The 24,386-nt window shown below is 72.7% G+C and carries 24 protein-coding genes; 10 read left to right on the forward strand and 14 right to left on the reverse strand.

The features are described from left to right. Positions 1–5: 5 nt before the first annotated feature. A complete protein-coding gene (locus ACFYPN_RS03890; protein WP_358762420.1) occupies positions 6–215 on the forward strand; it encodes a DUF397 domain-containing protein in 210 nt (69 codons plus the stop codon). A 481-nt stretch (positions 216–696) separates the two neighbouring features. Then, positions 697–1,974: a DUF4157 domain-containing protein gene (locus tag ACFYPN_RS03895; protein WP_389296940.1), complete on the forward strand. Its 1,278-nt coding sequence runs from the start codon at positions 697–699 to the stop codon at positions 1,972–1,974. Between the two features lie 940 nt (positions 1,975–2,914). Here ACFYPN_RS03895 and ACFYPN_RS03900 read toward each other — a convergent pair. Beyond that, entirely contained in the window at positions 2,915–3,394 is a 480-nt protein-coding gene (locus tag ACFYPN_RS03900) for an SAM-dependent methyltransferase (RefSeq protein WP_358762418.1), read from the reverse strand. A 79-nt stretch (positions 3,395–3,473) separates the two neighbouring features. After that, entirely contained in the window at positions 3,474–4,892 is a 1,419-nt protein-coding gene (locus tag ACFYPN_RS03905; RefSeq protein ID WP_389296621.1) for a Tat pathway signal protein, read from the reverse strand. 375 nt (positions 4,893–5,267) lie between these two features. Here ACFYPN_RS03905 and ACFYPN_RS03910 point away from each other — a divergent pair, with 375 nt between their 5' ends. Continuing rightward, complete coding sequence (locus ACFYPN_RS03910; protein WP_358762415.1) at positions 5,268–5,639, forward strand: hypothetical protein; 372 nt, start codon at positions 5,268–5,270, stop codon at positions 5,637–5,639. Positions 5,640–5,753: 114 nt separating this feature from the next. Here ACFYPN_RS03910 and ACFYPN_RS03915 read toward each other — a convergent pair whose 3' ends face one another. From ACFYPN_RS03915 to ACFYPN_RS03950, 8 genes are all read right to left on the reverse strand, one after another. Further along, complete coding sequence (locus ACFYPN_RS03915) at positions 5,754–6,434, reverse strand: GntR family transcriptional regulator (RefSeq protein ID WP_358762413.1); 681 nt, start codon at positions 6,432–6,434, stop codon at positions 5,754–5,756. Positions 6,435–6,525: 91 nt separating this feature from the next. Next, positions 6,526–7,464, reverse strand: coding sequence for an NAD(P)-dependent oxidoreductase (locus tag ACFYPN_RS03920; RefSeq protein ID WP_358762412.1), 939 nt, complete (start codon positions 7,462–7,464; stop codon positions 6,526–6,528). 154 nt (positions 7,465–7,618) lie between these two features. Further along, positions 7,619–9,043, reverse strand: a complete 1,425-nt coding sequence (locus ACFYPN_RS03925; RefSeq protein WP_358762410.1) for a gluconate:H+ symporter — start codon at positions 9,041–9,043, stop codon at positions 7,619–7,621. 86 nt (positions 9,044–9,129) lie between these two features. Next, a complete protein-coding gene (locus ACFYPN_RS03930) occupies positions 9,130–9,642 on the reverse strand; it encodes a ribose-5-phosphate isomerase (RefSeq protein WP_358762408.1) in 513 nt (170 codons plus the stop codon). 59 nt (positions 9,643–9,701) lie between these two features. Beyond that, positions 9,702–11,438: a dihydroxyacetone kinase family protein gene (locus tag ACFYPN_RS03935; RefSeq protein WP_358762406.1), complete on the reverse strand. Its 1,737-nt coding sequence runs from the start codon at positions 11,436–11,438 to the stop codon at positions 9,702–9,704. 272 nt (positions 11,439–11,710) lie between these two features. Continuing rightward, complete coding sequence (locus tag ACFYPN_RS03940) at positions 11,711–12,649, reverse strand: sugar phosphate isomerase/epimerase family protein (RefSeq protein WP_389296622.1); 939 nt, start codon at positions 12,647–12,649, stop codon at positions 11,711–11,713. A 155-nt stretch (positions 12,650–12,804) separates the two neighbouring features. Continuing rightward, positions 12,805–13,671: a transglutaminase-like domain-containing protein gene (locus ACFYPN_RS03945; protein WP_358762402.1), complete on the reverse strand. Its 867-nt coding sequence runs from the start codon at positions 13,669–13,671 to the stop codon at positions 12,805–12,807. Positions 13,672–13,726: 55 nt separating this feature from the next. After that, positions 13,727–14,728 (reverse strand): GNAT family N-acetyltransferase, encoded by a 1,002-nt coding sequence (locus ACFYPN_RS03950; RefSeq protein ID WP_389296623.1) that lies wholly within the window; start codon positions 14,726–14,728, stop codon positions 13,727–13,729. Positions 14,729–14,845: 117 nt separating this feature from the next. Here ACFYPN_RS03950 and fdxA point away from each other — a divergent pair, with 117 nt between their 5' ends. Together fdxA and dapC are read left to right on the forward strand one after the other, a co-directional pair. Beyond that, a complete protein-coding gene (gene fdxA / locus ACFYPN_RS03955; RefSeq protein WP_065490770.1) occupies positions 14,846–15,166 on the forward strand; it encodes a ferredoxin in 321 nt (106 codons plus the stop codon). A gap of 121 nt (positions 15,167–15,287) precedes the next feature. Continuing rightward, positions 15,288–16,385, forward strand: a complete 1,098-nt coding sequence (gene dapC / locus ACFYPN_RS03960) for a succinyldiaminopimelate transaminase (RefSeq protein WP_389296624.1) — start codon at positions 15,288–15,290, stop codon at positions 16,383–16,385. 173 nt (positions 16,386–16,558) lie between these two features. On the opposite strand, the gene ACFYPN_RS03965 is transcribed toward dapC, so the two are convergent. Both ACFYPN_RS03965 and ACFYPN_RS03970 read right to left on the reverse strand, forming a co-directional pair. Then, complete coding sequence (locus tag ACFYPN_RS03965) at positions 16,559–16,969, reverse strand: ATP-binding protein (protein ID WP_358762396.1); 411 nt, start codon at positions 16,967–16,969, stop codon at positions 16,559–16,561. Between the two features lie 335 nt (positions 16,970–17,304). After that, positions 17,305–18,330 carry a hypothetical protein gene (locus tag ACFYPN_RS03970; protein ID WP_389296625.1) on the reverse strand — a complete coding sequence of 342 codons (1,026 nt, stop codon included), beginning with the start codon at positions 18,328–18,330 and terminating at the stop codon, positions 17,305–17,307. Between the two features lie 179 nt (positions 18,331–18,509). Between ACFYPN_RS03970 and dapE the strand changes: the two genes are divergently transcribed. Together dapE and ACFYPN_RS03980 are read left to right on the forward strand one after the other, a co-directional pair. After that, entirely contained in the window at positions 18,510–19,589 is a 1,080-nt protein-coding gene (gene dapE, locus ACFYPN_RS03975) for a succinyl-diaminopimelate desuccinylase (RefSeq protein ID WP_389296626.1), read from the forward strand. 250 nt (positions 19,590–19,839) lie between these two features. Continuing rightward, entirely contained in the window at positions 19,840–20,670 is an 831-nt protein-coding gene (locus tag ACFYPN_RS03980) for a TIGR00730 family Rossman fold protein (protein WP_389296627.1), read from the forward strand. Between the two features lie 135 nt (positions 20,671–20,805). On the opposite strand, the gene folP is transcribed toward ACFYPN_RS03980, so the two are convergent. Further along, positions 20,806–21,678, reverse strand: coding sequence for a dihydropteroate synthase (gene folP, locus ACFYPN_RS03985; RefSeq protein WP_389296628.1), 873 nt, complete (start codon positions 21,676–21,678; stop codon positions 20,806–20,808). Between the two features lie 331 nt (positions 21,679–22,009). On the opposite strand from folP, the gene ACFYPN_RS03990 reads away from it, so the two are divergent. Then, positions 22,010–22,384 (forward strand): DivIVA domain-containing protein, encoded by a 375-nt coding sequence (locus ACFYPN_RS03990; RefSeq protein WP_358762386.1) that lies wholly within the window; start codon positions 22,010–22,012, stop codon positions 22,382–22,384. Continuing rightward, positions 22,381–22,995, forward strand: a complete 615-nt coding sequence (locus ACFYPN_RS03995; RefSeq protein ID WP_358762384.1) for a DNA-3-methyladenine glycosylase I — start codon at positions 22,381–22,383, stop codon at positions 22,993–22,995. The genes ACFYPN_RS03990 and ACFYPN_RS03995 overlap by 4 nt, the downstream gene beginning before the upstream one ends. Positions 22,996–23,001: 6 nt before the next feature. Here ACFYPN_RS03995 and ACFYPN_RS04000 read toward each other — a convergent pair whose 3' ends face one another. Further along, positions 23,002–23,814 (reverse strand): enoyl-CoA hydratase/isomerase family protein, encoded by an 813-nt coding sequence (locus ACFYPN_RS04000; protein WP_389296629.1) that lies wholly within the window; start codon positions 23,812–23,814, stop codon positions 23,002–23,004. 315 nt (positions 23,815–24,129) lie between these two features. Between ACFYPN_RS04000 and ACFYPN_RS04005 the strand changes: the two genes are divergently transcribed. After that, positions 24,130–24,297, forward strand: coding sequence for a DUF3117 domain-containing protein (locus tag ACFYPN_RS04005; RefSeq protein WP_003966491.1), 168 nt, complete (start codon positions 24,130–24,132; stop codon positions 24,295–24,297). Positions 24,298–24,386 lie beyond the last annotated feature (89 nt).

The raw sequence follows: 24,386 nt of genomic DNA on the forward strand, positions 1-24,386 counted from the left end.
AGCCCATGACGTCCGAGTCCCCCCGTTGGTTCACGTCCTCGTACAGCGACAACGGTGGCCAGTGTGTCGAGGTCGCCGCCCACCTTGCCGTGACGCACCACGTCGTACCCGTCCGTGACTCCAAGGTCTCCGGTGGCCCGGTCCTGGGCTTCTCCGCCGACTCCTTCACCTCGTTCGTGGCGGGCGTGAAGGCGGGCGACTTCGGTGCGGTCTGACCCACCGGTGCGAGCCTGACCGGATCATGCGCCGGGGAGCCCTGTCGCGCGCTGCGTGGCGGGCTCCTCCCTTCCGTGCGCCCCTCGCAACTCTCCGGAGCCTCCTGGTGGGGAGAGCCCGCTCCGCTCGCGCGCAGGCGAACGTGGGGGAAGCATGGCGGAGTTCACCACATTCCGGAGCGCGACCCGGCCAGGAGGAGAGGCGCGATCCTCCGCCTCGTACCCTGGTGACCACAACCGTGATCTGCCCCTGCCGGATTCTCTGCCGTGGCCGCAACCAGGCTGCGAAGTGGTGCAGTTGATCCGGCTCTCGAAAGGTGAGCGTGTGACTTCCAGGCAATCCCACGAAGACCCGGCGCAGAAGGCCGATCAGCGGTCGCGCCCGTCATCCCGCCGGCCCGCCGCTCCGGGGAGAACGTCGGGGCCTGCCTCGGGCTTGGCGGCATTGCAGGCCAGTGCGGGCAATGCGGCGGTGGTGCAGATGCTCCGTGAGGCCGGCCACTCCTGGACCCAGGAGCAGCATCAGCACTCGGCCGACTGCGGGCACCAGCAGACCGCCCGGCCCGCGGTGCAGCGGGCCGCGGCCGGTGTCGCCGTGGAGCGGACCGAGGACGAGCACGCACACGCCCACGGGCCGGAGACGCAGAGCGCGCTGTTGGCCGCCGCCATGAGCTCGCCGAGCGAGGCGCTGTCCTCCTCCATCGTGGCGAAGGCCGGGGCGTTCTACCAGAACGACGCCCTTGCCTCCACGCGCGTCCACCACGGGGTGGTGGCCCAGCGTGCCACCGAGGCCATGGGGGCAGCGGCCATGACGGTCGGCAACCACATATTCCTCTCGTCCGGGGCCACGGCCAGCGACGAGCTGATCGGCCACGAACTCAGCCACGTCGACAAGAACCTCAAGGGCGTGCGCGAGACGGGTCACAACAACGGTGGCGGAGTCACCGTCACCAACCCGCGCCAGGACTCCGAACGGGCCGCCGAGCGGGACGGTAGCGCCTATGCCGCCGGCCACCGGACCGCCCCGTCCCTCGTCGCGTCGCAGACAGGGTCGAACACCACCGCCGGGCCCGTGCAGCGGATGCCGGAGGAAGGGCAGTCGTCGGAGGAGGGGCGGCGGATCGCCCTCCAGGACGGTCCGCTGGATCTCAGCGCCGAGGACCACATCGCGTCGTTGCCCGAGGACAGCGAACAAGAAGTGATCCTCCAGCGCGGCATCACGCCCACGCAGCGGAAGGCCATGGAGAAGGAGGTCATCCGCGGCTCCTTCATCAGCCTTCCGAAGATGACGGCGAAACCCGACGAAGATGCCACGAAGCCCGATCCCGAGCATGTCCGGGGATACGTGAACCAGGAGCGCAACGACGAGGTCGCCAAGCTCATCGAGTTCTCGACGAAGACGAGGATCGCCACCGGGTTCGCCACGGAAGCCTCCTTCGGCATCGTGCTCACCATCAAGATCAAGAGGAAGTTCCTGGCGAAGGGCGCGCCCGGTGCCGAGAGTGGCTGGATCGCACGACAGGGAGCGCCCTACGACATCGTCGGGATCGAGCGGAAGGACAGTGGGGTGGAGAAACTGGTCCCGCTGACCGAGGGGGAGTTCCGTGAGGTGGTCAAGAAGGAGGAGATGGCCGAGTTCCTTCTCAAGGTGCAGGATCCGGCCGGCAAGGCGGAGCACATGAACTCGATCGAACCTTCGAAGAAGATGGACGAGGTGCGGAAAATCCTCGCCTACAACAAGGCGGTATTCGGGTCCTAAGGGCTGTCCCGCAGCCTTGTCGCGGCGGCTGCGCCCCCGGTGCGGTCCCTCCTCCCCAGGTGTCCCTGGGCGGTGGGGCCGGTTGTTCCGGGGGCCCGTCGCGTGCAGGGCCGCGGCGCCGGGTTCGGCCCATCGGTGCCCACGGCCCTGGGGCACCGCCGTCCGTGACCTACTGACCTGGAGGATTCATGGTGTACGCGGAGCCCATGGCGCGTGCCGTGGTGGAACCAGCCGTGCGGGAGCTGTTGGACCGGTTTCCCCGCGGAGGGGAACACACCGGGACCGTATCGTTCGGCGGCGACGACTTCACCCTGTACGCCGACGTCCGGGTACGCCGGACCCGGCCGGGACTGGCCACGGTCTCGGTGGCCTGCTGGGTGGCCAACCGCGATACGGCCCGCTACCTCGGCGGCAGCCCGCCACGGGAGGAGGAGGCGCTTCTGCCTCCGGAGGGCACGGCGGTTGTGGATGCCCCACTCACCGCGCGGGTGACCGAGCACCTGGCCACCCGAATGAACGCCCACGGCACTCCGGGGCCGGACGGTGACGGCCGCCTGGCGATCACCGTCCCCACCACCTCCCCGTCGCGAGCGGAGGACCAGCGCCGTATCGTGTCCGGCCGGTGGGCCTCGCTCCGGAGCCGACCGTTCGCATCCCCGTTCCCCATACTTCTGCCGGCGCTGGAGCCGATGCCGAAGCGGACCCGAACTCCGCCTTTCCGGCGGCACTGGGACGACTCCTGGCGGCGGGAAGGAGCGCCCGCGCACGCGGCGCTGCTCCCCGCCGTCCCACCGTGCAGCGGAAGGTTCACCGTGGCCTCGCGTCACTGGTTCCGTCGTACCGCACCGGCTACCGCACCGGCTCATCCCTCTCGCGCGGGGCGCCGCCCCCTCCGCCGCCCTGGCCGTCGCGGCGGCCCCGACCTGGTCCGACGTGACCCTCAGGCCCCGCTCCCGGCCCAGTACTCCGCGAGCATCTCGCCCGGCCAGGCGGGCTCCCGGACCGGGCCCCGGGGGCCCATCGCGGTGAAGTAGGGGGCGAGGTCGTAGACCGGCGTGCCGTCCACGGCGTCCAGGTCGGTCACCCGCAGGTCGAGGCCGTCCACCGCAAGCAACCGGGGGAAGCTGGTGGCGAGTTGGTTGGGGCGGCGGTGGTTGCGGTGGGCGAAGGTGCCGGTGGGCGGCCAGGCCGGGTTGTCGCGGGGGCTTCTCGCGTGCAGGGCCACATCCCCGGGATCGGCCCGGTCGAAGTGCCAGACGACCACGAGGTGGGAGAACTCCTCCAACCCGCGTACGACCTCCGGCGGGAAGTCCGGCCGCAGCCGGATCACCGCCTCGACGCCGCCCCAGTGGTCGTCGGACACCTCCTGGCGTCCCCCGACCACGGTCCCGACCGGCTCGATGCCCAGTGCGTCCGCCATTGTCCGTACCCCCACCCAGTCCGCAGTCCGTCCGCCGCGTTCCCGCAGCGCGCGGGGCGGCTCCGGGAGCCGCCCCGCGTCAATGTAGCCGCGCCAGATGCCTGTTGGCGCGCTCGGCCACCGCCGTCACCGACGCGATCCGGCGATGGCGCAGCGGCGACAGCAGGCGCCGCACCTGGAGAACCGCCTGCTCCGCCCGTCCCGACTGGATACCCTCCTCCATCGAGTCCAGCAGCCCGCCCCACGTGGCGCAGGCATCCTCCACCCGCCCGTCCGCCATCTGCGCAGCCCCCAGATGCCCCAGGGTCACCGCGTGGGTGCGGCGGAAGGCCGCACCCCGGGTCCGTACCGAACGGCCGAACTCGCGGATCGCGCCCTTGCGGTCACCGAGCGCCTCCAGGGTGCGCGCGGTCTCGTGGGCGAGGGAGGCCTCACCGAAGAAGAAGGTGCGGTGCGGCTCGACCACCCCCTCCTCGGCGGCGGCGAGATCGTTCTCCGCGCGCAGCAACGCCTTCACGGCGCTCCGGGTCCGGCCCGCGGCTGCCAGCGCCCGCGCGTGCACCACGCCGAGCAGGGCGCGCTCGCGAGGGGTCGCGTCGAGGTAGCGCCGGTCCTGCACGGAGGCCTCGGCGAGGGTGAGCGCGGTGTCGAAGTGGCCCAGATCCAGGGCCTGGTGGGCCATCGCACGCAAGATGTGCCCGCCGAGTGGATGGTCCTGCGCCTGTCCGGCGAGCTGGAGCGCGAGTACGAAGTAGCGTTGCGCGAGGGCGTTCTCGCCGCTGTCGAAGGCCATCCACCCGGAGAGGTAGGAGAGTTCGGCGGCGGCCGACTCCATGTCCCGGCGCACCCGTTCGTGGGCGTACCGCCCGTGCAGCAAGTCGCGTACGTCCGTGTGGAGGTACTGCACCAGGGCGGTGCGGCCGTGTCCGCCGCCGCGCCGCTGGTCCACCGCCGAGAAGGCGAGGGTGAGTTCGCGGACGGTGGCCACGTCGCCCTGGACCACCCGCAGATGGTTGGACGGCCGTTCGGCCGCGTGCGGGAGAAGGCCGCCGGCCTGGGGCGGCGGCCGGTCGCCGGTGGGGACCGCCAGGACCGCAGTGGAGTACACGATCCCGGCCAGCAGGTTCCGGCGGTCCGGATGGAGATCGGCCCGCCCGAGGTCCGCCAGGACGGCCAGGGCGTCGGCGGGCGACTCCAGCGGCGCCGGGCCGCCCGGGCCGCCCGGGGGACCGAACCCGAGCTCCGAGACGGTGACGAGGCGCTTCAGCCGCCGGGACAGCGCCAGCGCGAGCACGGCGGGTGCCGAGCCGGACGGCCGGGTGCCGGCCACCCACATGCTCACGTGCGAGCGCCCGATCAGCGGACCGCACGGGCCGCACGGACCGTCGGTGCGGCGGCTCTCCGCCGCCGCCCGGTTGAAGGCGCTCGCCGCCTGGGCGCGCGACCAGCCGGCCTCTCCCAGGAGGCGGGCGAGCTGCTCGTTCCGTTCACGTGTCATCGCATCCCCTGAAGGCCCGAAGTCGCACACCGGTGCTCCGTGGCGCCGCGCATGCCGAGCACCACCGGGAGACGACGAGGGCCTTCCGGCGTGCGTGGACGGGGCCAAAGTAGCCACGGTTGTGGGCCCTCACGGGGCGAATTTCCGCACGTCACCCGTGTTGGGGTGGTCCGAGACCGGTCCTGGGCGAGGCCTGTCGATCTTTGACCACTTTGATCAGCCCGACCGGGCGTCGGTCCCCCCGCGCGAGGGCCGGATGCGGTTCGATTCTCCGTACCGCAGCTCGTACCGCAGACCGTCCAGGAGCGGGTTCCGGCCCGCCCCGTCCACCGGCGGCCGGCGGGCGGGACGACGTGCCGGACGCCAGGAGGACCGATGAACAGCAGCACCGCACCGGACGTCCGACCGAAGGATCCGGGCATCGACGTGGGCGCGATCGCCGACGCCATCGAGCACGCGCGGGCCGACCGGGCGGGGGTGCCGCCGCGCTGCGTCGTCAACGCCGGTACGGACGACCTCGTCGCCCACCTCCGCAAGCTGATGAGCGCGGACGAATACGGCCACGACGAGCCGGACCGGGGTGCGGTCCGGCTGCTGTTCCGCGCCGCCTACCGCCACCTCGACATCGCGGTGCGGCCCGACGCGGACACCCCGGACCTCGCGGCGTACGCGTACTGGCGCACGGTCGCCTCCTTCGCCGCCGCCTTCCGCGACCTCTACTGCGAGACCGGGGCGGGAGCGGAGTGAGCCCACTCCGGCACCCGCCGGTATGCCGGGCTGGACACCGCCCGGGTCGGCGCACCTCGCGCACCACGGGCGGCGGGCCGGTCGCCGCCCGTGGTGGCCGGACGGGCCGCCGGGTCAGTGGCCGAACGACCGGTGTGCCACACCCTCCAGATGCGCGCGCATCGCCGCCTCGCAGGCGTCCGCGTCGGCCGCCTCGAACGCGCCCAGTACCGCGGCGTGTTCGGCCAGCGCCTCCCGGGTGTCCGTGACGCGACCGCCGGTGAACCGGCGGAAGCGCTGGACGTGCGCCCCCAGCGGATCGATGGCCGCGGCAAGGAACCGGTTGCCCGCGGCCCGCGCGATCGTCGCGTGGAAGGCGGAGTCGGCCTGCAGGTACGCCCGGAAATCGTCCGCCTCGCGCTGGACGGCCGCGGTCTCCATCAGCCGGTGGCTCTCGGCCAGCGCGCGCGCCGTGCCCGCCGCGTCGCGCTCGCACGCCTGGCGGGCGTTGTACGGCTCGATGAGCAACCGGGCGCCCATCAGCTCACGGAACCCTCCGTCGTCCAGGAGCGGGGCGACCGTGTAACCCCGGTGCGGGACGCGGACGACCAGACCGGTGTTCTCCAGCTTGGCGAGCGCTTCGCGCAGCGGCGTCGGCGAGACCCCCCAGTCCTTGGCGATGGTGTCGATGCGCAGGGGCGTGCCCGGCTCCAGGCCCTCGTCGAGGATGAGGGAGAGCAGCGCGTCGTACGCCTCGTCCATGAGCACGGTCCTGCCGAGCCCCGTCGGACGTACCTGCCTGCCGACTGGTCCCATCGTTGACTCTCTCCCTGTGATCTGCCGGGCACCCTGCCGACCGGATTTCAGCCTAGTCCGAACGGCCGGCCCACCCCCCACGGGCCCGCGTTCAGTGCGCGGTGCGCGGGGAGAGCAGGGTGACGAGCGCCGAGTCGTCCTCGGCGGCCAGGCCCTGGCTGATCGCGAGCTGGTAGAGCTGGTCGGCGGCGGCGGCCACGGAGGTGGCGACGCCGGCCTTCTTGGCCAGGGAGACCACGATGTTCATGTCCTTGCGGATGATGTCGAGCCGGGAACGCAGCTCGGGACCGCCGGTACCGTCCTCCTGCACCTGGTACTGCTGGACCATGCGCGGACCTCGGTCGGCCAGCATGAACGAGGCGGCGGCGCCCTGGCCCAGGACGTCGACCGCGCGGTCGAGGTCGATGCCGAGCGCACGGGCGAGCGCGAGGGACTCGGCCGCGGCGGCGGTGTGGATGCCGCACAGCAGCTGGTTGACGGTCTTCATGATCTGGCCGTCGCCCACGCGCGGCCCGACGATGTGCAGCGTCGAACCCAGCCGGGCGAGGACCGGCTCGGCGTCGGCCAGCACCGCCTCGTCCGCTCCCACCATGATCAGCAGGTCGCCCGTGCCCGCCCGTACGGCCCCGCCGCTGACCGGGGCGTCGACCAACCGCACACCCTGCTCGGCGAGACGCGCCGCGACGGTCCGGACACCGTCCACGCCGACGGTCGAGGTGACCACGACGACCGCGCCCTCGCGCAGCGTCTCGGCGGCACCGTGCTCGACGATCCCGCCGCCGAACAGGCACGACTCCAACTGCTCCTGGTCGCGGACCGCGATGACGACCACGTCGGCGCCCCGCGCGGCCTCGGCCGGAGTGGCGGCGGGCGTCGCCCCTGCCTGCTCGGCGAGGGTACGGCGCTCCTCGAAGACGTCGAAGGCCCGCACCGGGAAGGCGCCGGCGAGACGGGTGGCCATGGGCAGGCCCATGGCGCCGAGGCCGAGGACGGCGGTGGTGGGGGTGGAGGCGGGGGTGGTGAGCGACATGGGGTGCTTCTTCCTTGCGGGATGCGGTCGTGAGGGCCGCATGGACAGGTTCTCTCAACGGCCCGAGGGGGCAGGGCCGACGTGCCGGTTCCGGTGGTCCCGCACACGAGGGCCGGGACCGGTCCGGGGCGGCTTCCGCACGGGGGCGGGCGGATCAGACGAAGACGGCGTACAGGAGCAGGGACATGACCAGCCCCATCACCGCGACGATCGTCGACAGGGCCGACCAGGTCTTGATGTTCTGCGAGACGCTCATCCCGAAGTACTCCTTCGCCAGCCAGAAACCGGCGTCGTTGACGTGCGAGAAGAAGAGGGACCCGGCGCCCACGGCGAGTGCGATCAGGGAGGCTTCCACCGGGGGGACCCCCGCCGCCAGCGGAGCCATGATTCCGGCGGCCGCGGTGGTGGCGACGGTCGCCGAGCCGGTGGCGAGCCGGATCAGCACGGCGAGCAGCCAGCCGAGGACGAGCAGCGGCAGGTGTGCCTCCGCCGCGAACTTGCCGATGGCGTCGGCCACCCCGGTGTCCACGATGAGCTGCTTGAAGCCGCCGCCCGCGCCGACGATCAGCAGGATGCCGGCCACCGCGGGCAGCCCCGCGCTCACGGTCGCCCGCACCTCGGCGCGGTCGCGGCCGAGCCGGAACCCGAAGACGACCATGGCGACGAGCACCGCGAGGAACATCGCGATGAGCGGGGTGCCGAGGAAGTCCAGCACGCGGTTGTACCAGGCGTCCCCGGGGAAGGCGATGTCGGCGACCGACTTGGCGAGCATCAGCACCACCGGCAGGGCGACCGCGCCGATGGCGACGGCGAAGCTCGGCACCCGGCGGCCCTCACCCGGCTCCCGCGTGCGGTCCGCCTCCTTGACGAGGGAGGCGATGAGCGCGGCCGGGGCCTCGCTGCGCACATGACGGGAGATGAACCTCCCGTACAGGGGCCCCGCGAGGATCACGGTGGGTATCGCCGCGAGCAGTCCCAGACCGAGGGTGGTGCCGACATCCGCCTTGAGCGCGCTGACGGCGACCAGCGGTCCGGGGTGCGGCGGCACGAACGCGTGCATCGTTCCCAGGCCCGCGAGGGCGGGCACGGCGAGCAGGACCAGCGGCGTGTTCGTCCGCTTGGCCATCACCACGATGATCGGCACCAGCAGGACGAGGCCCACCTCGAAGAACATCGGCAGGCCGATGACCGCGGCGATCAGCGCCATCGACCACGGCAGTAGGCGAGGTCCCGAGCGTGAGCCGATGGTGTCGACGATGCGGTCGACGCCTCCGGAGTCGGCGAGAAGTTTGCCGAGAATCGCACCGAGCGCGATCAGGGCGCCGGTGGAACCGAGCGTGGACCCCATGCCGGCGCTGAACGAGTCGACGACCTTGGCGAGTTCGGTGCCCGAACCGATGCCGAGCACGATGGAGCCGCCGATGAGGGCGACGAACGGGTGGAAGTCGAGAATCGCGATCAGCGAGACGATCACGCCGATGGCGAGGGCGACCATGACGATGAGCCGGGTGTCGTGCCCGGTCCAGGGCTCGGTCGCCGCGGCCAGTACCTCTGGTCCGGTCAGAACGGGCGTAGACATGCGGCGTGCACCTTACGTCGTTGTAAGTGGTGGCAAGGGGGTCGAGCGGGGACGAGCGGGGTGGGGCCGAGGCGCGGAGGAGCGCGTCAGCAGCCGGCGGCGGCCTCGTGGTCGCGGTCCGCGCCGGCGGTGTCGTACGCGTCGAGAACCGCGACCTTCTCGTTCGAGGGCGAGGACTCGTCGAAGCGGTAACCGACCCACTCGCGGACCAGACGGCGGGCGAGTTCGAGGCCGATGACGCGCTGGCCCATGGTGAGGACCTGGGCGTTGTTGCTGAGGACCGCCCGCTCGACGGAGAAGCTGTCGTGGGCGGTGACGGCCCGGATGCCGCGCACCTTGTTGGCGCTGATGGCGACGCCGAGCCCCGTACCGCACAGCAGCAGCGCCCGGTCGGCGTCCCCGGCGGCGACCACACGGGCGGCGGCCACCCCGATGTGCGGGTAGGCGGTGTGCTCGTCCGAGGTCACCCCGACGTCGAGCACGGACGCGACGCGCGGGTCGGCCTCCAGATCGGCCTTGAGGGCTTCCTTGTACGCGTATCCGGCGTCGTCGCAGCCGACGACGATGCGGAGCGGAGCAGGGGCCTGGTTCTCTGTCATGTCGGTGTCCCGTGGGGTGGTGGGCGGTCGGGTTCGGTGGCGTGGACGGCGGCCGCCGCTCAGCCGGTGGCGTCGGCGTCGCCGAACAGCGCCGCGACGGTCCGGGCGCACAGGGCCAGGGAGAGGGCGCCGGCGTCGGGGGTGCCGACACTGCGCTCGGCCAGGGGCCGGGCACGGCCCAGGCGGGGGGTGAGCGCGGCGGTGGCGTCGGCGGCCACGGTGGCCGCGGCGGCGGCCTCGGCCAGGGCGACGCGGGGGGCCGCCCCGCGTGCGACGCCCGCCGTGAAGGTGTCGACGAGCGGGACGAGGGCGTCGACGAGGGTCTTGTCGCCGGGCTTCGCCCCGCCGAGCGAGGTGACGGCGTCGAGCGCGGCGCGGGCCCCCTCGGCGGCACGCGTCCCGTCGGCCCGGCCGGTGTCGCCCAACTCCTGGGCCAGAGCGCGCAGCGCGACGCCCCAGAGCACCCCGGAGGTGCCGCCGGCCTCGTCGGCCCAGGCGTCGGCGGCGGCGCTCAGCAGCGAACGGGCCCCCGCCCCGGCGGAGTCGGCGGTCTCGGCGGCCCGTACGGCGGCGTCGACGCCCTTGGTCATGCCCCGCCCGTGGTCACCGTCGCCCGCGACCGCGTCGATACGGCCGAGTTCCCCGGCGGCCTCGTGCAGCGCGCCGCGCAGTGCCCGCAGCGCCGCCAGGGTGTCTGCCGCGGCCGCACGCGAGGCGCGGTCCCCCGGCACGAACGGTGTCGTGGCCGGAGCCGGGGCCGCCTGCCCCGAACGGGCGCGCGGGCCGTCCGGAGCCTTCGGCAGGGGTGTGCGGCGGAAGCCCGGGGCGTCCGCCGCGGCGCACCACCGGCGCTCCAGGTCCTCGTCGAGCCACATCAGGGTGAGGGAGCAGGCGGCCATGTCGAGGCTGGTGACCAGCTCCCCGATCTCGGGCCGCACCACCGTGAGGCCCGCCCCGGCCAGGGCGCCGGCGACGTGTCCCCAGAGCAGGAACAGTTCCTCGTACTTGGTGGCGCCCAGCCCGTTGAGGATCGCGGCGACCCGGGGTCCCGCCCCGGTCGGGCGTTCTTCGAGGAGACGCTCGACGAGCGTGCGGGCGATCGTCGGGGCGTCGGCCATGTCGGCGTCGCGCACGCCGGGCTCACCGTGGATTCCGAGCCCGATGGCCATCTTGCCGTCGGGGACCGTGAAGAGCGGGGCGTCGGCGCCCGGCATGGTGCAGCCGTCGAAGGCGATGCCGAAGGAGTACGTACGGTCGTTGGCGCGGCGGGCGGCGGCCTCGACGCCGTCCAGGTCGAGGCCCTCCTCGGCGGCTGCGCCCGCGACCTTGAAGACGGTGAAGTCCCCGGCTATGCCCCGGCGTTCGTGGCGCCGCTCGGCGGGTGCGCTGGCCACGTCGTCGGTGACCATGACCGTACGGGTGTCGATCCCGGCGTCGCGCAGGCGGGCCTGCGCCATGCCGAAGTTCATGCGGTCGCCCGCGTAGTTGCCGAAGGAGAAGAGGACGCCCGCACCGGTGTCGGCGGCCCGCGCCACGGCCTCGGCCTGCCGGGCGGAGGGCGAGGTGAAGATGTTTCCGACCACGGCTCCCGCCGCCAGCCCTTCCCCCACCAGGCCGCTGAACGCCGGGTAGTGCCCCGACCCGCCGCCGACGACGACCGCGACCCGGCCCTCGGCCTGCGCCCGGGTGCGGACGACACCGCCGGGCACCACCGTGACGTGCTCCGGGTAGGCCGCGGCGAAACCCCGCAACTGGTCCTCGCTGAAGCGGTCGGGGTCGTCGAAGAGCCGGGTCATGGCGGGGGAGCTCCTAGTCGGAGAGGGGGATGTGCGGGTGGGGGCGCGGGCCGGACGGGAGGCGACGGGTGCGCGGGCCGGGCCGATGCCTCCGCGCGGAGGGCGCGGCCCGACCGGCGCACGGAGGCGTCGCGGCCTCACGGCGTCGCGGCCTCACGGCGTCGCGGCCTCACGGCGTCGCGGCCTCACGGCGTCGCGGCGTCGCGGCGGCACGGCTCACGGCGGCACGGCTCACGGCGTGGCCGGGGGCGTGCGGGTGGGGAGGGGGCGGTTCAGGCCGCGGTACGGCGCGGCAGGATGCGCCGGAGGTACTCGCGGTTGGAGGCGGCCACGCTCAGGCCGTCACCGCCGTAGTGCTCGACGCAGAACGCGCCGGTGTAGCCGTGCGCGAGGGCGATCTTCACGGCCTGGCGGTAGCTGACGAAGCCGGACTCCATGGGAGCCGGGGACGTCAGGACGGTGCCGGTGGCCGGGTCCTCGACGCGGTAATAGCTCTTCACGTGCCAGTAGTTGGCGTGCGGCAGCGTCTTGGTGACCATCGACTCCCAGGACTCGATGGGGCGTTGCATCCGGATGAGGTTGCCGAGGTCCGGGTTGAGGCCGACGTTCTCGCGGGCGATGTCGGTGAGCAGGGCGACGGAGGAGTCCGCGGTGCCGAGGTAGGTGTCCTCGTACATCTCCAGGGAGAGTTCGACGCCCACCGAGGCCGCGTGGTCGGCGAGTTCGCGCAGGCGGGTGACGGCCTTGTCCCAGGTCTCGCGGTCGCCGACCGGGTCCTGGGGGCCCGGCACCGTCCAGAACCAGAGCACCGCCTGCTGCTCGGGGGTGAGCGGCCGGTGCAGTCCCACCGAGACGAGCGGGACGCCGAGAGCGGCGGCCGCGTCGATGGTGCGGTGCGAATAGGCGAGGTTGGCGTCGCCGTCGACGGGGTCGATGACGCTGCGGCGGATCGCGGAGATGGCCGGGGCGGTCAGACCGACCGCGGAGAGCGTGGCCCGCAGTTCTTCCAGGCGCGCGGGGGCGAGATCGCCGGGGCGCAGCCAGCCGTCGGTGAGGTCGACCTCGGTGAAGCCGGCGTCCGCGACCTCCTGAAGGCTCTCGGCCCACTGCTCGGCGGTCTGCTCCTGGGTGGAGACACCATCGGGTCCCACGTTCGGGAACTGCAGCAGGGCGGCGGCGATCGGCCAGGTTTCTGCGGTGTGAGTCATCATCGGCTCCCTTTCTCTATTTCCTATAGGATCTAGAATCGTAGAGCCTGTCAATGTGGTCCGTGTCACGTACATGTTCCTGGTCGGTCCAGGGCGAGGGGTGGCGGAGCTCCCCCGGACACCGCCGCGGCCGTGCGGGGGACACCCCGCCGGCGGGCTCAGTTCAGCCGCGCCCGGGCCGCCCGCGCGCCCCGCCGTATCGTCTCCGCGGCCGTCGGCTCGATGCCGCCGATGATGTCCGCGTACTCCTCCATCTCCGACGCCCCGCGCAGGAAGTCCCCCCGCTGGACCAGGAGTTGGGCCCGCTCGTACCGCAGTCTGGCCGGATGGGACGGCAGCAGGAGCGACAGCTCGACCGCCCAGAGCGCCACGTCGGTGCGTTCGGGGCGAGCCGCCGCCCAGGCCCGTACGTTGTTCAGGATGCGGAGCACGATCGCCTGCGGCCGGGCGGGCGTCGGCAGCGACTCCCGCAGGGGCACACCTGTCGCCCCCGCCACCATCAGCTCGGCGTCCTCACCCGTCAGCACCACGCCCCCGGCGAACGGATCGGCCAGTACGTGCTCCGCAGGATCCCCGAAACCGACCACGAAGTGCCCCGGCAGCGCGACCCCGTGGACCGGGCCGCCCGCCCGCCGCGCCACCTCCATCCAGATCACCGAGAGCAGGATCGGCAGCCCGCGGCGGCGGCGCAGCACCTGCTGGAGCAGGGACGATTCCAGCCGCTGGTAGTCGGGGGAGGCACCGCAGAAGCCGTACCGGCCGCCGAGCAGCGCGCCCAGCGCCTCCGCCCAGTCGCGCGGCGTGGCGAGGCCGTGCGGGAGGAGGCCCGCCAGCCGGTCCAGCTCGATCTGCGCCGCGTCGATGCCGTACGGATCGGGGTCGCCGGGCGGGGGCTCCGGCATCGCCTCGGCGCCCACCAGCAGGCAGAGCAGCGCGAGATCCGGCCGCTCGGAGCGGGCCTCCTCGGCGAACCGCGCCCGCCGTCCGGCCGCGGAGAAGTCCTCGGAGTCCGCTCCGTCGTCCACGGGGTCCCTCTCTGACACCTGTTCCGCCGCTCCGAACGCCCGAACCGTTACGCCGTCACGCGGAACGGAAGTGGTGGTACCGGTGGTGCGTCACGAAGCCCATCCGGTCGTACAGGGCTCGTGCCCCGGCGTTCTCCTCCTCCACCTGGAGCCAGGCCGCCGATGCGCCCTCCTCCAGAGCGGTACGGGCCAGCGCGGTCATCACCGCGCCGGCGAGGCCCCGGCGCCGGTACTCGGGGGCCACCTCCACCGCGGAGAACCCGGCCCACCGGCCGTCCACCACGCACCGTCCGATCGCGGCGGGCGCACCCGCCGGGTCGGCGCCCGGGACGGTCGCGAACCAGACCGACGGGCCCGCGCACAATACGTGGAGCATGGGGGCCGAGTCCGCCCCGGCGCGGTGGTAGCGCTCCAGCCACCCGGTGTCGGGGGTCCGCCCGAGGAGCACCCGGGAGACGTCCGCGTCCCGGTCGCCGAGGGGAGCCAGCGCCGCGATCCGGACCTCGGCGGAGACCTCGCGCCGCCACCCGTTCTCTTCCAGCTCGGCGCAGAGCGCCTCCTGGCTGTCCGCGGTCCCTGTGCCGGCCTGGAGATAGGCGGGCAAGGCGCGCTCCGCGTACCACCGCCGGGCGTGGGCCAGCGCGTCGGCGACCGGCATTCCCGGATCACCCAGCGGCAGGACCGAGTTGGCGCGACGGGTGAAGCCGCCCGCGGCGCGCAGCCGCCAGTCGCCCAGCGCCTCGCTCTCCACGGGCTGCCAGGCACGCGCCGTCGCCCGGGTGAGTTCCGCGAAGGTGGCCGCGGGGCCGGACCGGCGCGCCGGGGCGGGGGGTACGACCTTGCCGGCGACGAGCGAGGATTCCGCGATGTGGACGCCCTGCCCGTCCTTCGGGGTGATCCGGAGCACGCCCGCGTCCCAGGATGTGAGAACACCGACCGTGTCCGTGAACACGGCGCCCGGGGCGCCCCCTTCGGAACGACGTCGGACGGACACGCGTTTTCCCACATCAGCATGGGTAATACGGACCTCGAGCCGTCCGCCGACGGTGAATTCCACAGCTCCTACCGCCCCTCCTGTTCGGATCGCGCTGAACTACGGAGATACTAGGTGAGGGCATCATCGACGCCGCGCTCCCGCGCGAGAGCCAACGCCCTACCGAGGAGGAACGACAGCGTGACCTACGTCATCGCGCAGCCTTGTGTCGACGTGAAGGACAAGGCCTGCATCGAAGAGTGCCCCGTCGACTGCATCTACGAGGGCCAGCGGTCCTTGTACATCCACCCGGACGAGTGTGTGGACTGTGGCGCCTGTGAGCCGGTCTGTCCGGTCGAGGCCATTTTCTACGAGGACGACACCCCCGAGGAGTGGAAGGACTACTACAAGGCGAACGTCGAGTTCTTCGACGACCTCGGCTCGCCCGGTGGCGCCTCCAAGCTGGGGCTCATCGAGCGCGACCACGCCTTCGTGGCCGCGCTGCCGCCCCAGAACCAGTAGCGACGCCCGCGGCCGCGCCGCACTCAGCACAGACGCGGCAGCAGATGTGCCGCTCGGTCCCGTACGGCTCGCCACCGTGCGGGACCGAGGTGTTTTCGCCCGTACGAGAAAGCAGAGTTCCGTGTCCGCAGCACTCTCCTCCCGCCTCCCGGAATTTCCCTGGGACCGCCTCGCACCCCACAAGGCGACCGCCGCCGCCCACCCGGACGGCATCGTGGACCTCTCCATCGGCACCCCCGTCGACCCGGTGCCCGAGGTGATCCGGCAGGCGCTCGCGGCGGCGGCCGACAGCCCCGGCTACCCGACGGTCTGGGGCACCGAGGAGCTGCGCGACGCACTCAGCGGCTGGGTGGAGCGGCGCCTCGGCGCGAGGGGCGTCACCCACCACCACGTGCTGCCGGTCGTCGGCTCCAAGGAGCTGGTGGCCTGGCTGCCGACGCAGCTGGGCCTGGGCCCCGGCGACAGGGTCGCCTTCCCGGCGCTCGCCTACCCGACGTACGAGATCGGCGCCCGGCTCTGCGGGGCGGACGCCGTCGCCTACGACGACCCGACCGCGCTCGACCCGGCCGGGCTCAAGCTGCTCTGGCTGAACTCCCCGTCCAACCCGACGGGCCGCGTCCTGTCCGGCGAGGAACTCACCCGGATCGTCGCCTGGGCCCGCGCCCACGACATCCTGGTCGTCAGCGACGAGTGCTACCTCGAACTCGGCTGGGAGGCCGAACCGGTCTCGGTTCTCCACCCGGACGTCTGCGGCGGCTCGTTCGACGGCCTCGTCGCCGTCCACTCGCTCTCCAAGCGGTCCAACCTGGCCGGGTACCGAGCGGCGTTCATCGCCGGTGACCCGGCCGTGCTCGGCGAGCTGCTCCAGATCCGCAAGCACGGCGGCATGATGACCCCCGCCCCGGTTCAGGCGGCCACGGTGGCGGCCCTCGCCGACGACACCCACGTCGCCGTGCAGCGCGCCCGGTACGCCGACCGGCGCGCGGCCCTGCGCGCGGCCCTGGAGAGCCACGGCTTCCGCGTGGAGCACAGCGAGGCGAGCCTCTACCTCTGGGTCACCCGCGACGAACCCTGCTGGGACACCGTGGCGTACCTCGCCGGACTCGGCATCCTCGTGGCGCCCGGCGAGTTCTACGGACCGGCGGGAGACCGCTTCGTCCGGGTCGCGTTCACCGCGACCGACGAGCGCATCCTGGCGGCCGTGAAGCGGCTGTCCTGACAGCCCTGACAGCCCTGACAGCCCTGACAGCTCTGACCGACGCCGCCCGATCGCGGGCCGACCGCCCGTGAACGACGCGAGAGACCCCGGGACGTGGTCCCGGGGTCTCTCGCGTCACTGCTGCGGGGAGGACACGGGCGGCGCCGGGCGGCGTCCGGCCGGTGTCCGGCCGGTCATCCGCCGAGCGGCAGGGCGCCGGCGAGACGCTCGACGGGCAGCGAGCCGCCGGTCGCCTTGTTGGCGGCGCCGCCGAGCACTTCGGCCGTCTGGCCGGTGGTCCTGCCGGCCTTCTCCTTGGTCTCGGGAGCGACCAGTTCGCCCGCCTGGTTCACCGTCTTCGCGGCGACCGGGACGGCCGTGCCGACCAGCTTGCCGCCCGTCTCGTTCAGCGTCTTCGCGCCCTGCTTGGCGGTGCCGTCGAGGGTGCTGCTGAGGTTCGTGCTGTCCAGCTTGGTCAGACCGCCCAGGTCGGGCGTCTGCGGGAGCCCCGCCGCGTTCGCGGCACCGGCCGCGCCGATCACGGGGGCGGCTGCGGCGATCAGCAGGACGGCGCGGGCGATACGGCGGGTGAGGGGGAGGGACATGGTGCTCCTTCGGCGGAAAGTCATCAGCACGGGCACGACCGGCAGTGCTGCCAGTACTGCCAGTGCTGCCAGTGCTCGTCCGGCGTTCCGGACGGACTGATCAACTGCGCCGGGGGCGGGGGAGGTTGCGGTCCGCCGAGGTAAAGAGTCGGCAATGCGTCGGATAATCCGCACTCCGGACACGTGGTCGGAGCACCGAATTCCGCACCACCCGAAGTACCGTCACTCCTCTTGTGCCGCACGGGAAAAGGGGAATCCGGCCCCGCCTCGCGGCTGGGGGGCGGGTGCCCCTGCCGCCGCCGACCGGGATGACCCCCTGCGGGTGAAGTGTCGCGCTACTGTGCGAGGCGCATCCGGACCTCGGGGGTGTCCGATTCCGCCGACTCCGCGGATTCTGTCGACTTCGCCGATTTCCCGTCCTCGGACCGGTCCGTGCGCCAGCCCGCGCCCGCGGTCCACACCTTGCCCGCGTAAGCGATCTCGTCGATGCCGAGTTCCGCGGAGCGGGCGACCGCCCAGTGGGCCAGCGACCAGCCCCGCTGCGCGGCGGTCGTCGCGCCGGCACCCGCGGTCCCGGCTCCGCCCTTCGCGTCGCCGTCCGTCGTGCCCCCGCCCGTCGCACGCACCGGAACCGCGACCGTGCGCGTCGCCGACCCCGCGGCCCCGCCCGCCGGAAGGACCTCCTTGCCGAAGTCCCGCACCAGCTCGGTGCGGAGGCGGTCCGGGTCACCCGGTGCGGAGGCGGTCGCGGTGACCGGTGTCGCGCAGTTCAGCGAGGCCGGGATCTGCCCGGTCAGCGCGGACGCCAGCAGTATCGCGTCGGGCTCGTGCTGTGCGTACGCCTCCGGGAACCCGCTGCGCTGCACGCGCTGCGCGGCCTCCGTCAGCGGCAGGTCCTCGTAGTGGCTGATCTTCGCGAGGTGCTCGTAGAACTTCCCGGAGGCGTACACCGGGTCCTGGATCTGAGCGGAGGTGCCCCAGCCCTGCGAGGGGCGCTGCTGGAAGAGGCCGAGGGAATCCCGGTCGCCGTAATCGATGTTGCGCAGCCGCGACTCCTGGATCGCCGTCGCCAGCGCGATGGCCACCGCCCGCTCCGGCATCCCGTGCGCGGCCCCCACCGCGGCGATCGTCGCGGCGTTGGCGGCCTGGTCGACGCCCAGCTCGTACGTCGTCCCCTCGCCGTCCCCCTTGCCGTCGCCGGAGCGAACCTCGCAGCCGGTCAGCAAATCCTTGCTGCCGGAGAGGTACTGCACCGCGAGATAGCCGGCCAGGGCAGCGAGTATGACGAACGCGGCGAGCACCTGGTAGAGGCGGCGGTGGCCGGTGGGGCGGCTGGGGGAGGAGAGTGTCGTCCGAGGCACGGGCCCACCGTACTGGAGGGTACGGGCGGCGCCGAGACCCTCGCGGGCGCCGATGGCCGCCCCGGAACGCCGGCCGGACCGCCCCGCACGTTTCCCCGGACTTTCCCGGCACTTCCCCCCTGATTCCCCGGCCCGTCCCCCGTCGGATGCGGGCGCGGCGCGGCAGTAGGGTCGGAGCCATGGCCGATCGCACGCTTGACCTCGCCCTGGACGCCCCCGCGCTCACCGCCCGGCTCGTCGACTTCCCGTCGGTGAGCGGGGAGGAGAAGGAACTGGCGGACGCCATCGAGGCGGCCCTGCGCGGACTGCCGCACCTGACGGTCGACCGGCACGGCAACAACGTGGTCGCCCGCACGCACCTCGGCCGCCCCGAACGCGTGGTCCTGGCGGGGCACATCGACACCGTGCCGATCGCCGACAACGTGCCCTCCCGGCTCGACGGGAACGGTGTCCTCTGGGGCTGCGGCACCTCCGACATGAAGTCCGGGGTCGCCGTACAGCTGCGGATCGCCGCGACCGTCCCCGAGCCCAACCGCGACCTCACCTTCGTCTTCTACGACAACGAGGAGGTCGCCGCCCACCTCAACGGCCTCGGCCATGTCGCCGACGCCCACCCCGACTGGCTGGAAGGCGACTTCGCGGTCCTCCTGGAGCCCTCCGACGGCCAGGTCGAGGGCGGTTGCCAGGGCACCCTGCGCGTCATCCTGCGGACCGAGGGCGAACGCGCCCACTCCGCGCGCAGCTGGATGGGGTCCAACGCCATCCACGCCGTCACCCCGATCCTCGCCAGGCTCGCCGCGTACGAACCGCGCCGCCCGGTCATCGACGGCCTCGAATACCGCGAGGGCCTCAACGCCGTGAAGATCGAGGGTGGCGTCGCCACCAATGTGATCCCCGACGCCTGCACCGTCACCGTCAACTACCGCTACGCCCCCGACCGGACCGCCGAGGAGGCCCTCGCGCACGTCCGCGAGGTCTTCGCGGAGTGCGCGATCGCCGAGTTCACGGTGGACGACCACTCGACCGCCGCCATGCCGGGCCTCTCGCACCCGGCGGCGAAGGCGTTCATGACGGCCGTCGGCGGCACCGCCCAGCCCAAGTTCGGCTGGACGGACGTCTCCCGCTTCGGCGACCTCGGCGTCCCCGCCGTCAACTACGGTCCCGGCGACGCGCTCTACGCCCACAAGCGCGACGAACACGTGGTGACTGCACGGATCACCCACTGCGAGGAGCGCCTCCGCTCCTGGCTCACCAGCTGACCCACGGCATCACCCCGCCCGTAACCCCCCGGGATCCAGGCCATTTGTCTGACCATTCGCGTCGGATCGGTGGGCGGTGTCCGGCGCGGTGCATCGCAGGGCGGAGGGGCGTCCGCATACGGGATGTACGCGGACGTTCCGGCAACGCGGCGAGGCGCCGTAGCTGGAGCCGCGCACCCGCCAGGAATCGCGGGACAGCGCTTAGGCTGACGGGAACAGCCACAAAGCACGTCGGTGGAGGGAGCAGGACATGGGCAACCCGGAGGACGGGCGCATTCCAGAGAACCCCGAGAAGGCAGAGAGTCCCCGGAGGGCGGAGATTCCCGCGGGCGCGCAGATCCCCGAGGGTGCGGTCAGGCCCGAGGAGCAGCGGCTCGGCCCGGTGCTGCGCCGCAGGGAACAGGTACAGCCCGGCACGACCGATCAGCGGCTGCTGGACTCCGAGGACGACTCGGAGTGGGTGCACACCGACCCGTGGCGGGTCATGCGCATCCAGTCCGAGTTCGTGGAGGGGTTCGGGGCGCTCGCCGAGCTGCCCAGCGCGATCAGCGTGTTCGGCTCCGCGCGCACCGCGGCGGACACCCCGGAGTACGACGCCGGGGTACGGATCGGCCGGGCGCTCGTCGACGCGGGCTTCGCCGTCATCACCGGCGGTGGCCCCGGCGCGATGGAGGCCGCCAACAAGGGGGCCAGGGAGGCGAAGGGAATCTCGGTCGGACTCGGCATCGAGCTGCCCTTCGAGTCCGGGCTGAACCCGCACGTCGACATCGGCGTCAACTTCCGTTACTTCTTCGTCCGGAAGACGATGTTCGTCAAGTATGCGCAGGGATTCGTCGTACTCCCCGGCGGCCTCGGCACGCTGGACGAACTCTTCGAGGCGCTCACCCTCGTCCAGACCGGCAAGGTCACCCGTTTCCCGATCGTCCTCTTCGGTTCCGCGTACTGGAGCGGTCTCGTGGACTGGCTCAGGAACACCGTGGTCGCACAGGGCAAGGCATCCGAGAGGGACCTGCTGCTGTTCCACGTGACGGACGACGTGGACGAGGCGGTGGCCCTGGTGACGAAGGAGGTCGGCCGGTAGTACGGCCGCCTCCCGTCGCCCGTCGCCCGTCCCCCTCTCCGTCACCGGTCGTGCGAACGGCCGGTGCGACGCCTACGACCCGGCCGGGCCGCCGCCCGGGGAGCCCCGGCGGCTCCCCGGGCGCCCCGGGTCGGGTCAGGCCAGCCCGCGCCGTGCCACGGCGGGCGGCCGGTGACCGGCGATCGACGCGACCATGTCCAGCACCTGCCGGGTCTCCGCCACCTCGTGCACCCGGTACACCTGGGCCCCCAGCCACGCCGACACGGCGGTGGTCGCCAGCGTCCCGATCACCCGCTCCTTCACCGGACGGTCCAGGGTCTCGCCGACGAAGTCCTTGTTGGAGAGCGAGACGAGCACCGGCCAGCCGGTCGCCGTCATCTCGTCCAGGCGCCGGGTGGCCTCCAGCGAGTGCCGGGTGTTCTTCCCGAAGTCGTGACCGGGGTCGATCATGATCCCGTCCCGGCGCACCCCCAGCTCCACCGCCCGCTCGGCCAGCCCGAGGGTGACCCGCAGGATGTCCGCCATCACGTCCTCGTACCCCACCCGGTGCGGGCGGGTACGCGGCTCCGCGCCTCCCGCGTGGGTGCAGACCAGTCCCACGCCGTACCGGGCGGCGACCTCCGCCAGCTTCTGGTCCACCCCGCCCCACGCGTCGTTCAGCACGTCGGCGCCGGCCTCGCAGACCGCCTCGCCCACGTCGTGCCGCCAGGTGTCCACGCTGATCACGACGTCCGGGTGGCGGCGGCGGACCTCCGCGACGAACCCGACCGTGCGCCGGGCCTCCTCCTCGGCGGAGACCTCCTCACCCGGTCCCGCCTTGACGCCGCCGATGTCGATGATCGCCGCGCCCTCCGCGATCGCCTGCTCGACCCGGGTGAGCGCCGGCTCGTCCAGGAACGTGGAGCCCTGGTCGTAGAAGGAGTCGGGGGTCCGGTTCACGATTGCCATGATCACCGGCTCGTACGGACCGAATTCCCGCCGCCCCAGCCTGAGTGGACCGCTTCGCATCCCGTGTTCCTCCTCGTAGATCGACCCTGGGGTCTCCGTCCGGATCATGCCGGACGGCGGCGGACCCGTGCGGCCCCGCACCCGGTCCGGGCCGGTGCGTGCCGGTGCGTGCCGGTGCGTGCTGTGTTCCGGTCCTGGGCCCGTGCGGGTCCCGCGCGGTCGAACCCGCAGACCGCAGACCGCAGACCGCAGACCGCAGACCGCAGACCGCAGACCGCGGAGCGTCGGCGACCGACGGCGACGACGCTGGTGCGGCACCGGAGACCCTATGTGCCGGTGCCGCATGGCACGATCGGACCCGGACTGATTCCCGTCCTCTGGGGAGGCGCACGTGTTCTTGTTCCTGCTGCTCGCGATGGTCGTGGTCGTCGGGGCGGTCACCCTCGCCGTGGTGGGTGGGGGCGACCGGGCGGTGCTCCTGGACACCGCGCCCGAGTGCCTCACGGACCCGCTGCCGGTGAACAGGCCCCTGGTCACCGCCGACCTGGAAAAGCTCCGGCTGCCGATGGCCGTGCGCGGCTACCGCATGGCCGACGTGGACGAGGCGCTCGACCGGGTCGCGGCCGAACTCGCCGAGCGCGACGCCCGGATCGCCGACCTGGAGTCGGCGCTCTCCGGAGCCCTCTCCCGGGGCACGCCCGCATCCGACTTCCGCAAGCCCCCCTCCGGCCAGGAGCCGGGCCACGACGACGGAGGGGCCCGATGAGCGGCGGAGCCGAACCGGGCCCGGACGGACGGCTGCGCTGTCCGTGGGGCCTCAGCACCGACGACTACCTCGCCTACCACGACACCGAGTGGGGCCGGCCGGTCCACGGCGACGACGCCCTCTTCGAACGCCTCTGCCTGGAAGCGTTCCAGTCCGGTCTCTCCTGGCTGACGATCCTGCGCCGCCGGGAGGGCTTCCGCGCCGCCTTCGCGGGATTCCGGATCGCCGAGGTCGCCCGGTTCACCGACGCCGACAAGGAGAGGCTCCTCGCCGACGCCGGCATCATCCGCAACCGCGCCAAGATCGACGCCACCCTGGCCAACGCCCGGGTGCTCGCCGGATGGGCCCCCGGCGAGCTGGACGAACTCATCTGGTCCCACGCCCCCGACCCGGCGACCCGGCCCGTCCCCAAGGCGCTCGGAGACGTCGCGGCGGTCACCCCGGAGTCGACCGCGCTCGCCAAGGAGCTGAAGAAGCGGTCGGTGCGCTTCGTCGGCCCGACCACCGCCCACGCCCTGATGCAGGCGTGCGGCCTGGTGGACGACCACCTCGCCGACTGCGTGGCGCGCGGCGCCTCCGGCCTCCGGCCTCCGGCACCCCGCGACGAGTGATACCGGTCACTTCCCGAGGTAGTGCGGCTTCTCCTTGGCGAGGAACGCCTTCACCGCGATGGTGTGGTCCTGCGAGGCGCCCGCCTTCGTCTGGAGTTCGTCCTCCTTCTCCAGCGTCTCGGCCAGGGTGTGGCCCGCGCCGTACGCCATGGACGCCTTGAGCGCCGCGTAGGCCACGGTCGGCCCGTCCGCCAGCGCGCGCGCCACGGACGCGGCCTCGGCTGCCAGGTCGGCCGCCGGGACGACCCGGTTGACCAGGCCCAGTTCGTACGCCTGGGCCGCGGTGATCGAACGGGGGAAGAGCAGCAGGTCCGCCGCGCGGCTCGGCCCGATCAGCCGGGGCAGCGTCCAGGACATCCCGGAGTCGGCGGTCAGCGCGACCCCCGCGAACGATGTGTTGAACGAGGCGGTGTCGGCCACCACCCGGTAGTCGGCGGCGAGCGCGAAGCCGAAACCGGCCCCGGCCGCCACCCCGTTCACCCCCGCCACGACCGGTTTCTCCATCTCCGTGATGGCCAGCACGATCGGGTTGTAGTGCTCGCTCACCGTGCTCAGGGCGTTGCCCCCGCCGGTCTCCTGCGCGGCGGCGAGCGACGCGATGTGCTCCTTGAGGTCCTGGCCGACGCAGAAGGCACGCCCGGTGGCCGTGAGGAGTACGGCGCGTACGGAGGAATCGCCGGCGGCGGTGCGCAGCGCGTCCCGCAGGGCGACCTTGGCCGCGGTGTTCATGGCGTTCATCGCGTCGGGCCGGTTGAGGGTGATCGTCGCCAGTCCGTCGCTCACCTCGTAGAGCACGGTGTTCGCCAGTTCGTCGGCCATGGTGGTGTCCCCTCGCTGTCCAGGTTCGGTGCCCCGCCAGGCAAGCATGGCCGACGCCCCGCCGGGCCGACATGTGACCTGCGTCTAACGATTGGCTCTCACCTCGGGCCGCGAGCGGGCGAAGTATCGCAGCCGGATCGCCGAATTGGGTGGTTTTGGTGGTGTGCGTTGCGCAAGCGATGCCGATCGATGTTGGTCATCGGGGTGTCGCATGCGGGATAATGACCTGGAAGCAATGTGTTCGATGCCGGTGAGGCAGCGCCTGTCATGGGGCCGCCGGTTGCGATTGAGCTGGTTTCAGGAAGGGGAACGAGCATGGCGGCCATGAAGCCGCGGACGGGCGACGGCCCGCTCGAGGTGACAAAGGAGGGGCGGGGCATCGTCATGCGAGTTCCGCTCGAAGGCGGCGGTCGGCTTGTTGTCGAGCTGACTCCCGACGAGGCAGACGCGCTCGGCGACGCGCTCAAGAAGGTTGTCGGCTGACCTTCTGCGCGCCCACACTTCACTTCTGCCCCGGCACGGGAACCCGTGCCGGGGCAGAAGCGTGTCCGGCCGGAACCGTCTCCGGGGCA

The sequence above is a fragment of the Streptomyces sp. NPDC005576 genome, assembly GCF_042871745.1.
In the GTDB taxonomy this organism is placed as follows: Bacteria; Actinomycetota; Actinomycetes; order Streptomycetales; family Streptomycetaceae; genus Streptomyces.

Excerpts from the sequence above, each read along its gene's own strand:
- ACFYPN_RS03890 (WP_358762420.1), top strand. The coding sequence starts at position 6 with ATGACGTCCGAGTCCCCCCGTTGGTTCACGTCCTCGTACAGCGACAAC.
- ACFYPN_RS03895 (WP_389296940.1), top strand. The coding sequence starts at position 697 with ATGCTCCGTGAGGCCGGCCACTCCTGGACCCAGGAGCAGCATCAGCAC.
- ACFYPN_RS03900 (WP_358762418.1), bottom strand. The coding sequence starts at position 3,394 with ATGGCGGACGCACTGGGCATCGAGCCGGTCGGGACCGTGGTCGGGGGA.
- ACFYPN_RS03905 (WP_389296621.1), bottom strand. The coding sequence starts at position 4,892 with ATGACACGTGAACGGAACGAGCAGCTCGCCCGCCTCCTGGGAGAGGCC.
- ACFYPN_RS03910 (WP_358762415.1), top strand. The coding sequence starts at position 5,268 with ATGAACAGCAGCACCGCACCGGACGTCCGACCGAAGGATCCGGGCATC.
- ACFYPN_RS03915 (WP_358762413.1), bottom strand. The coding sequence starts at position 6,434 with ATGGGACCAGTCGGCAGGCAGGTACGTCCGACGGGGCTCGGCAGGACC.
- ACFYPN_RS03920 (WP_358762412.1), bottom strand. The coding sequence starts at position 7,464 with ATGTCGCTCACCACCCCCGCCTCCACCCCCACCACCGCCGTCCTCGGC.
- ACFYPN_RS03925 (WP_358762410.1), bottom strand. The coding sequence starts at position 9,043 with ATGTCTACGCCCGTTCTGACCGGACCAGAGGTACTGGCCGCGGCGACC.
- ACFYPN_RS03930 (WP_358762408.1), bottom strand. The coding sequence starts at position 9,642 with ATGACAGAGAACCAGGCCCCTGCTCCGCTCCGCATCGTCGTCGGCTGC.
- ACFYPN_RS03935 (WP_358762406.1), bottom strand. The coding sequence starts at position 11,438 with ATGACCCGGCTCTTCGACGACCCCGACCGCTTCAGCGAGGACCAGTTG.
- ACFYPN_RS03940 (WP_389296622.1), bottom strand. The coding sequence starts at position 12,649 with ATGATGACTCACACCGCAGAAACCTGGCCGATCGCCGCCGCCCTGCTG.
- ACFYPN_RS03965 (WP_358762396.1), bottom strand. The coding sequence starts at position 16,969 with ATGTCCCTCCCCCTCACCCGCCGTATCGCCCGCGCCGTCCTGCTGATC.
- dapE (WP_389296626.1), top strand. The coding sequence starts at position 18,510 with ATGGCCGATCGCACGCTTGACCTCGCCCTGGACGCCCCCGCGCTCACC.
- ACFYPN_RS03980 (WP_389296627.1), top strand. The coding sequence starts at position 19,840 with ATGGGCAACCCGGAGGACGGGCGCATTCCAGAGAACCCCGAGAAGGCA.
- folP (WP_389296628.1), bottom strand. The coding sequence starts at position 21,678 with ATGCGAAGCGGTCCACTCAGGCTGGGGCGGCGGGAATTCGGTCCGTAC.
- ACFYPN_RS03995 (WP_358762384.1), top strand. The coding sequence starts at position 22,381 with ATGAGCGGCGGAGCCGAACCGGGCCCGGACGGACGGCTGCGCTGTCCG.
- ACFYPN_RS04000 (WP_389296629.1), bottom strand. The coding sequence starts at position 23,814 with ATGGCCGACGAACTGGCGAACACCGTGCTCTACGAGGTGAGCGACGGA.
- ACFYPN_RS04005 (WP_003966491.1), top strand. The coding sequence starts at position 24,130 with ATGGCGGCCATGAAGCCGCGGACGGGCGACGGCCCGCTCGAGGTGACA.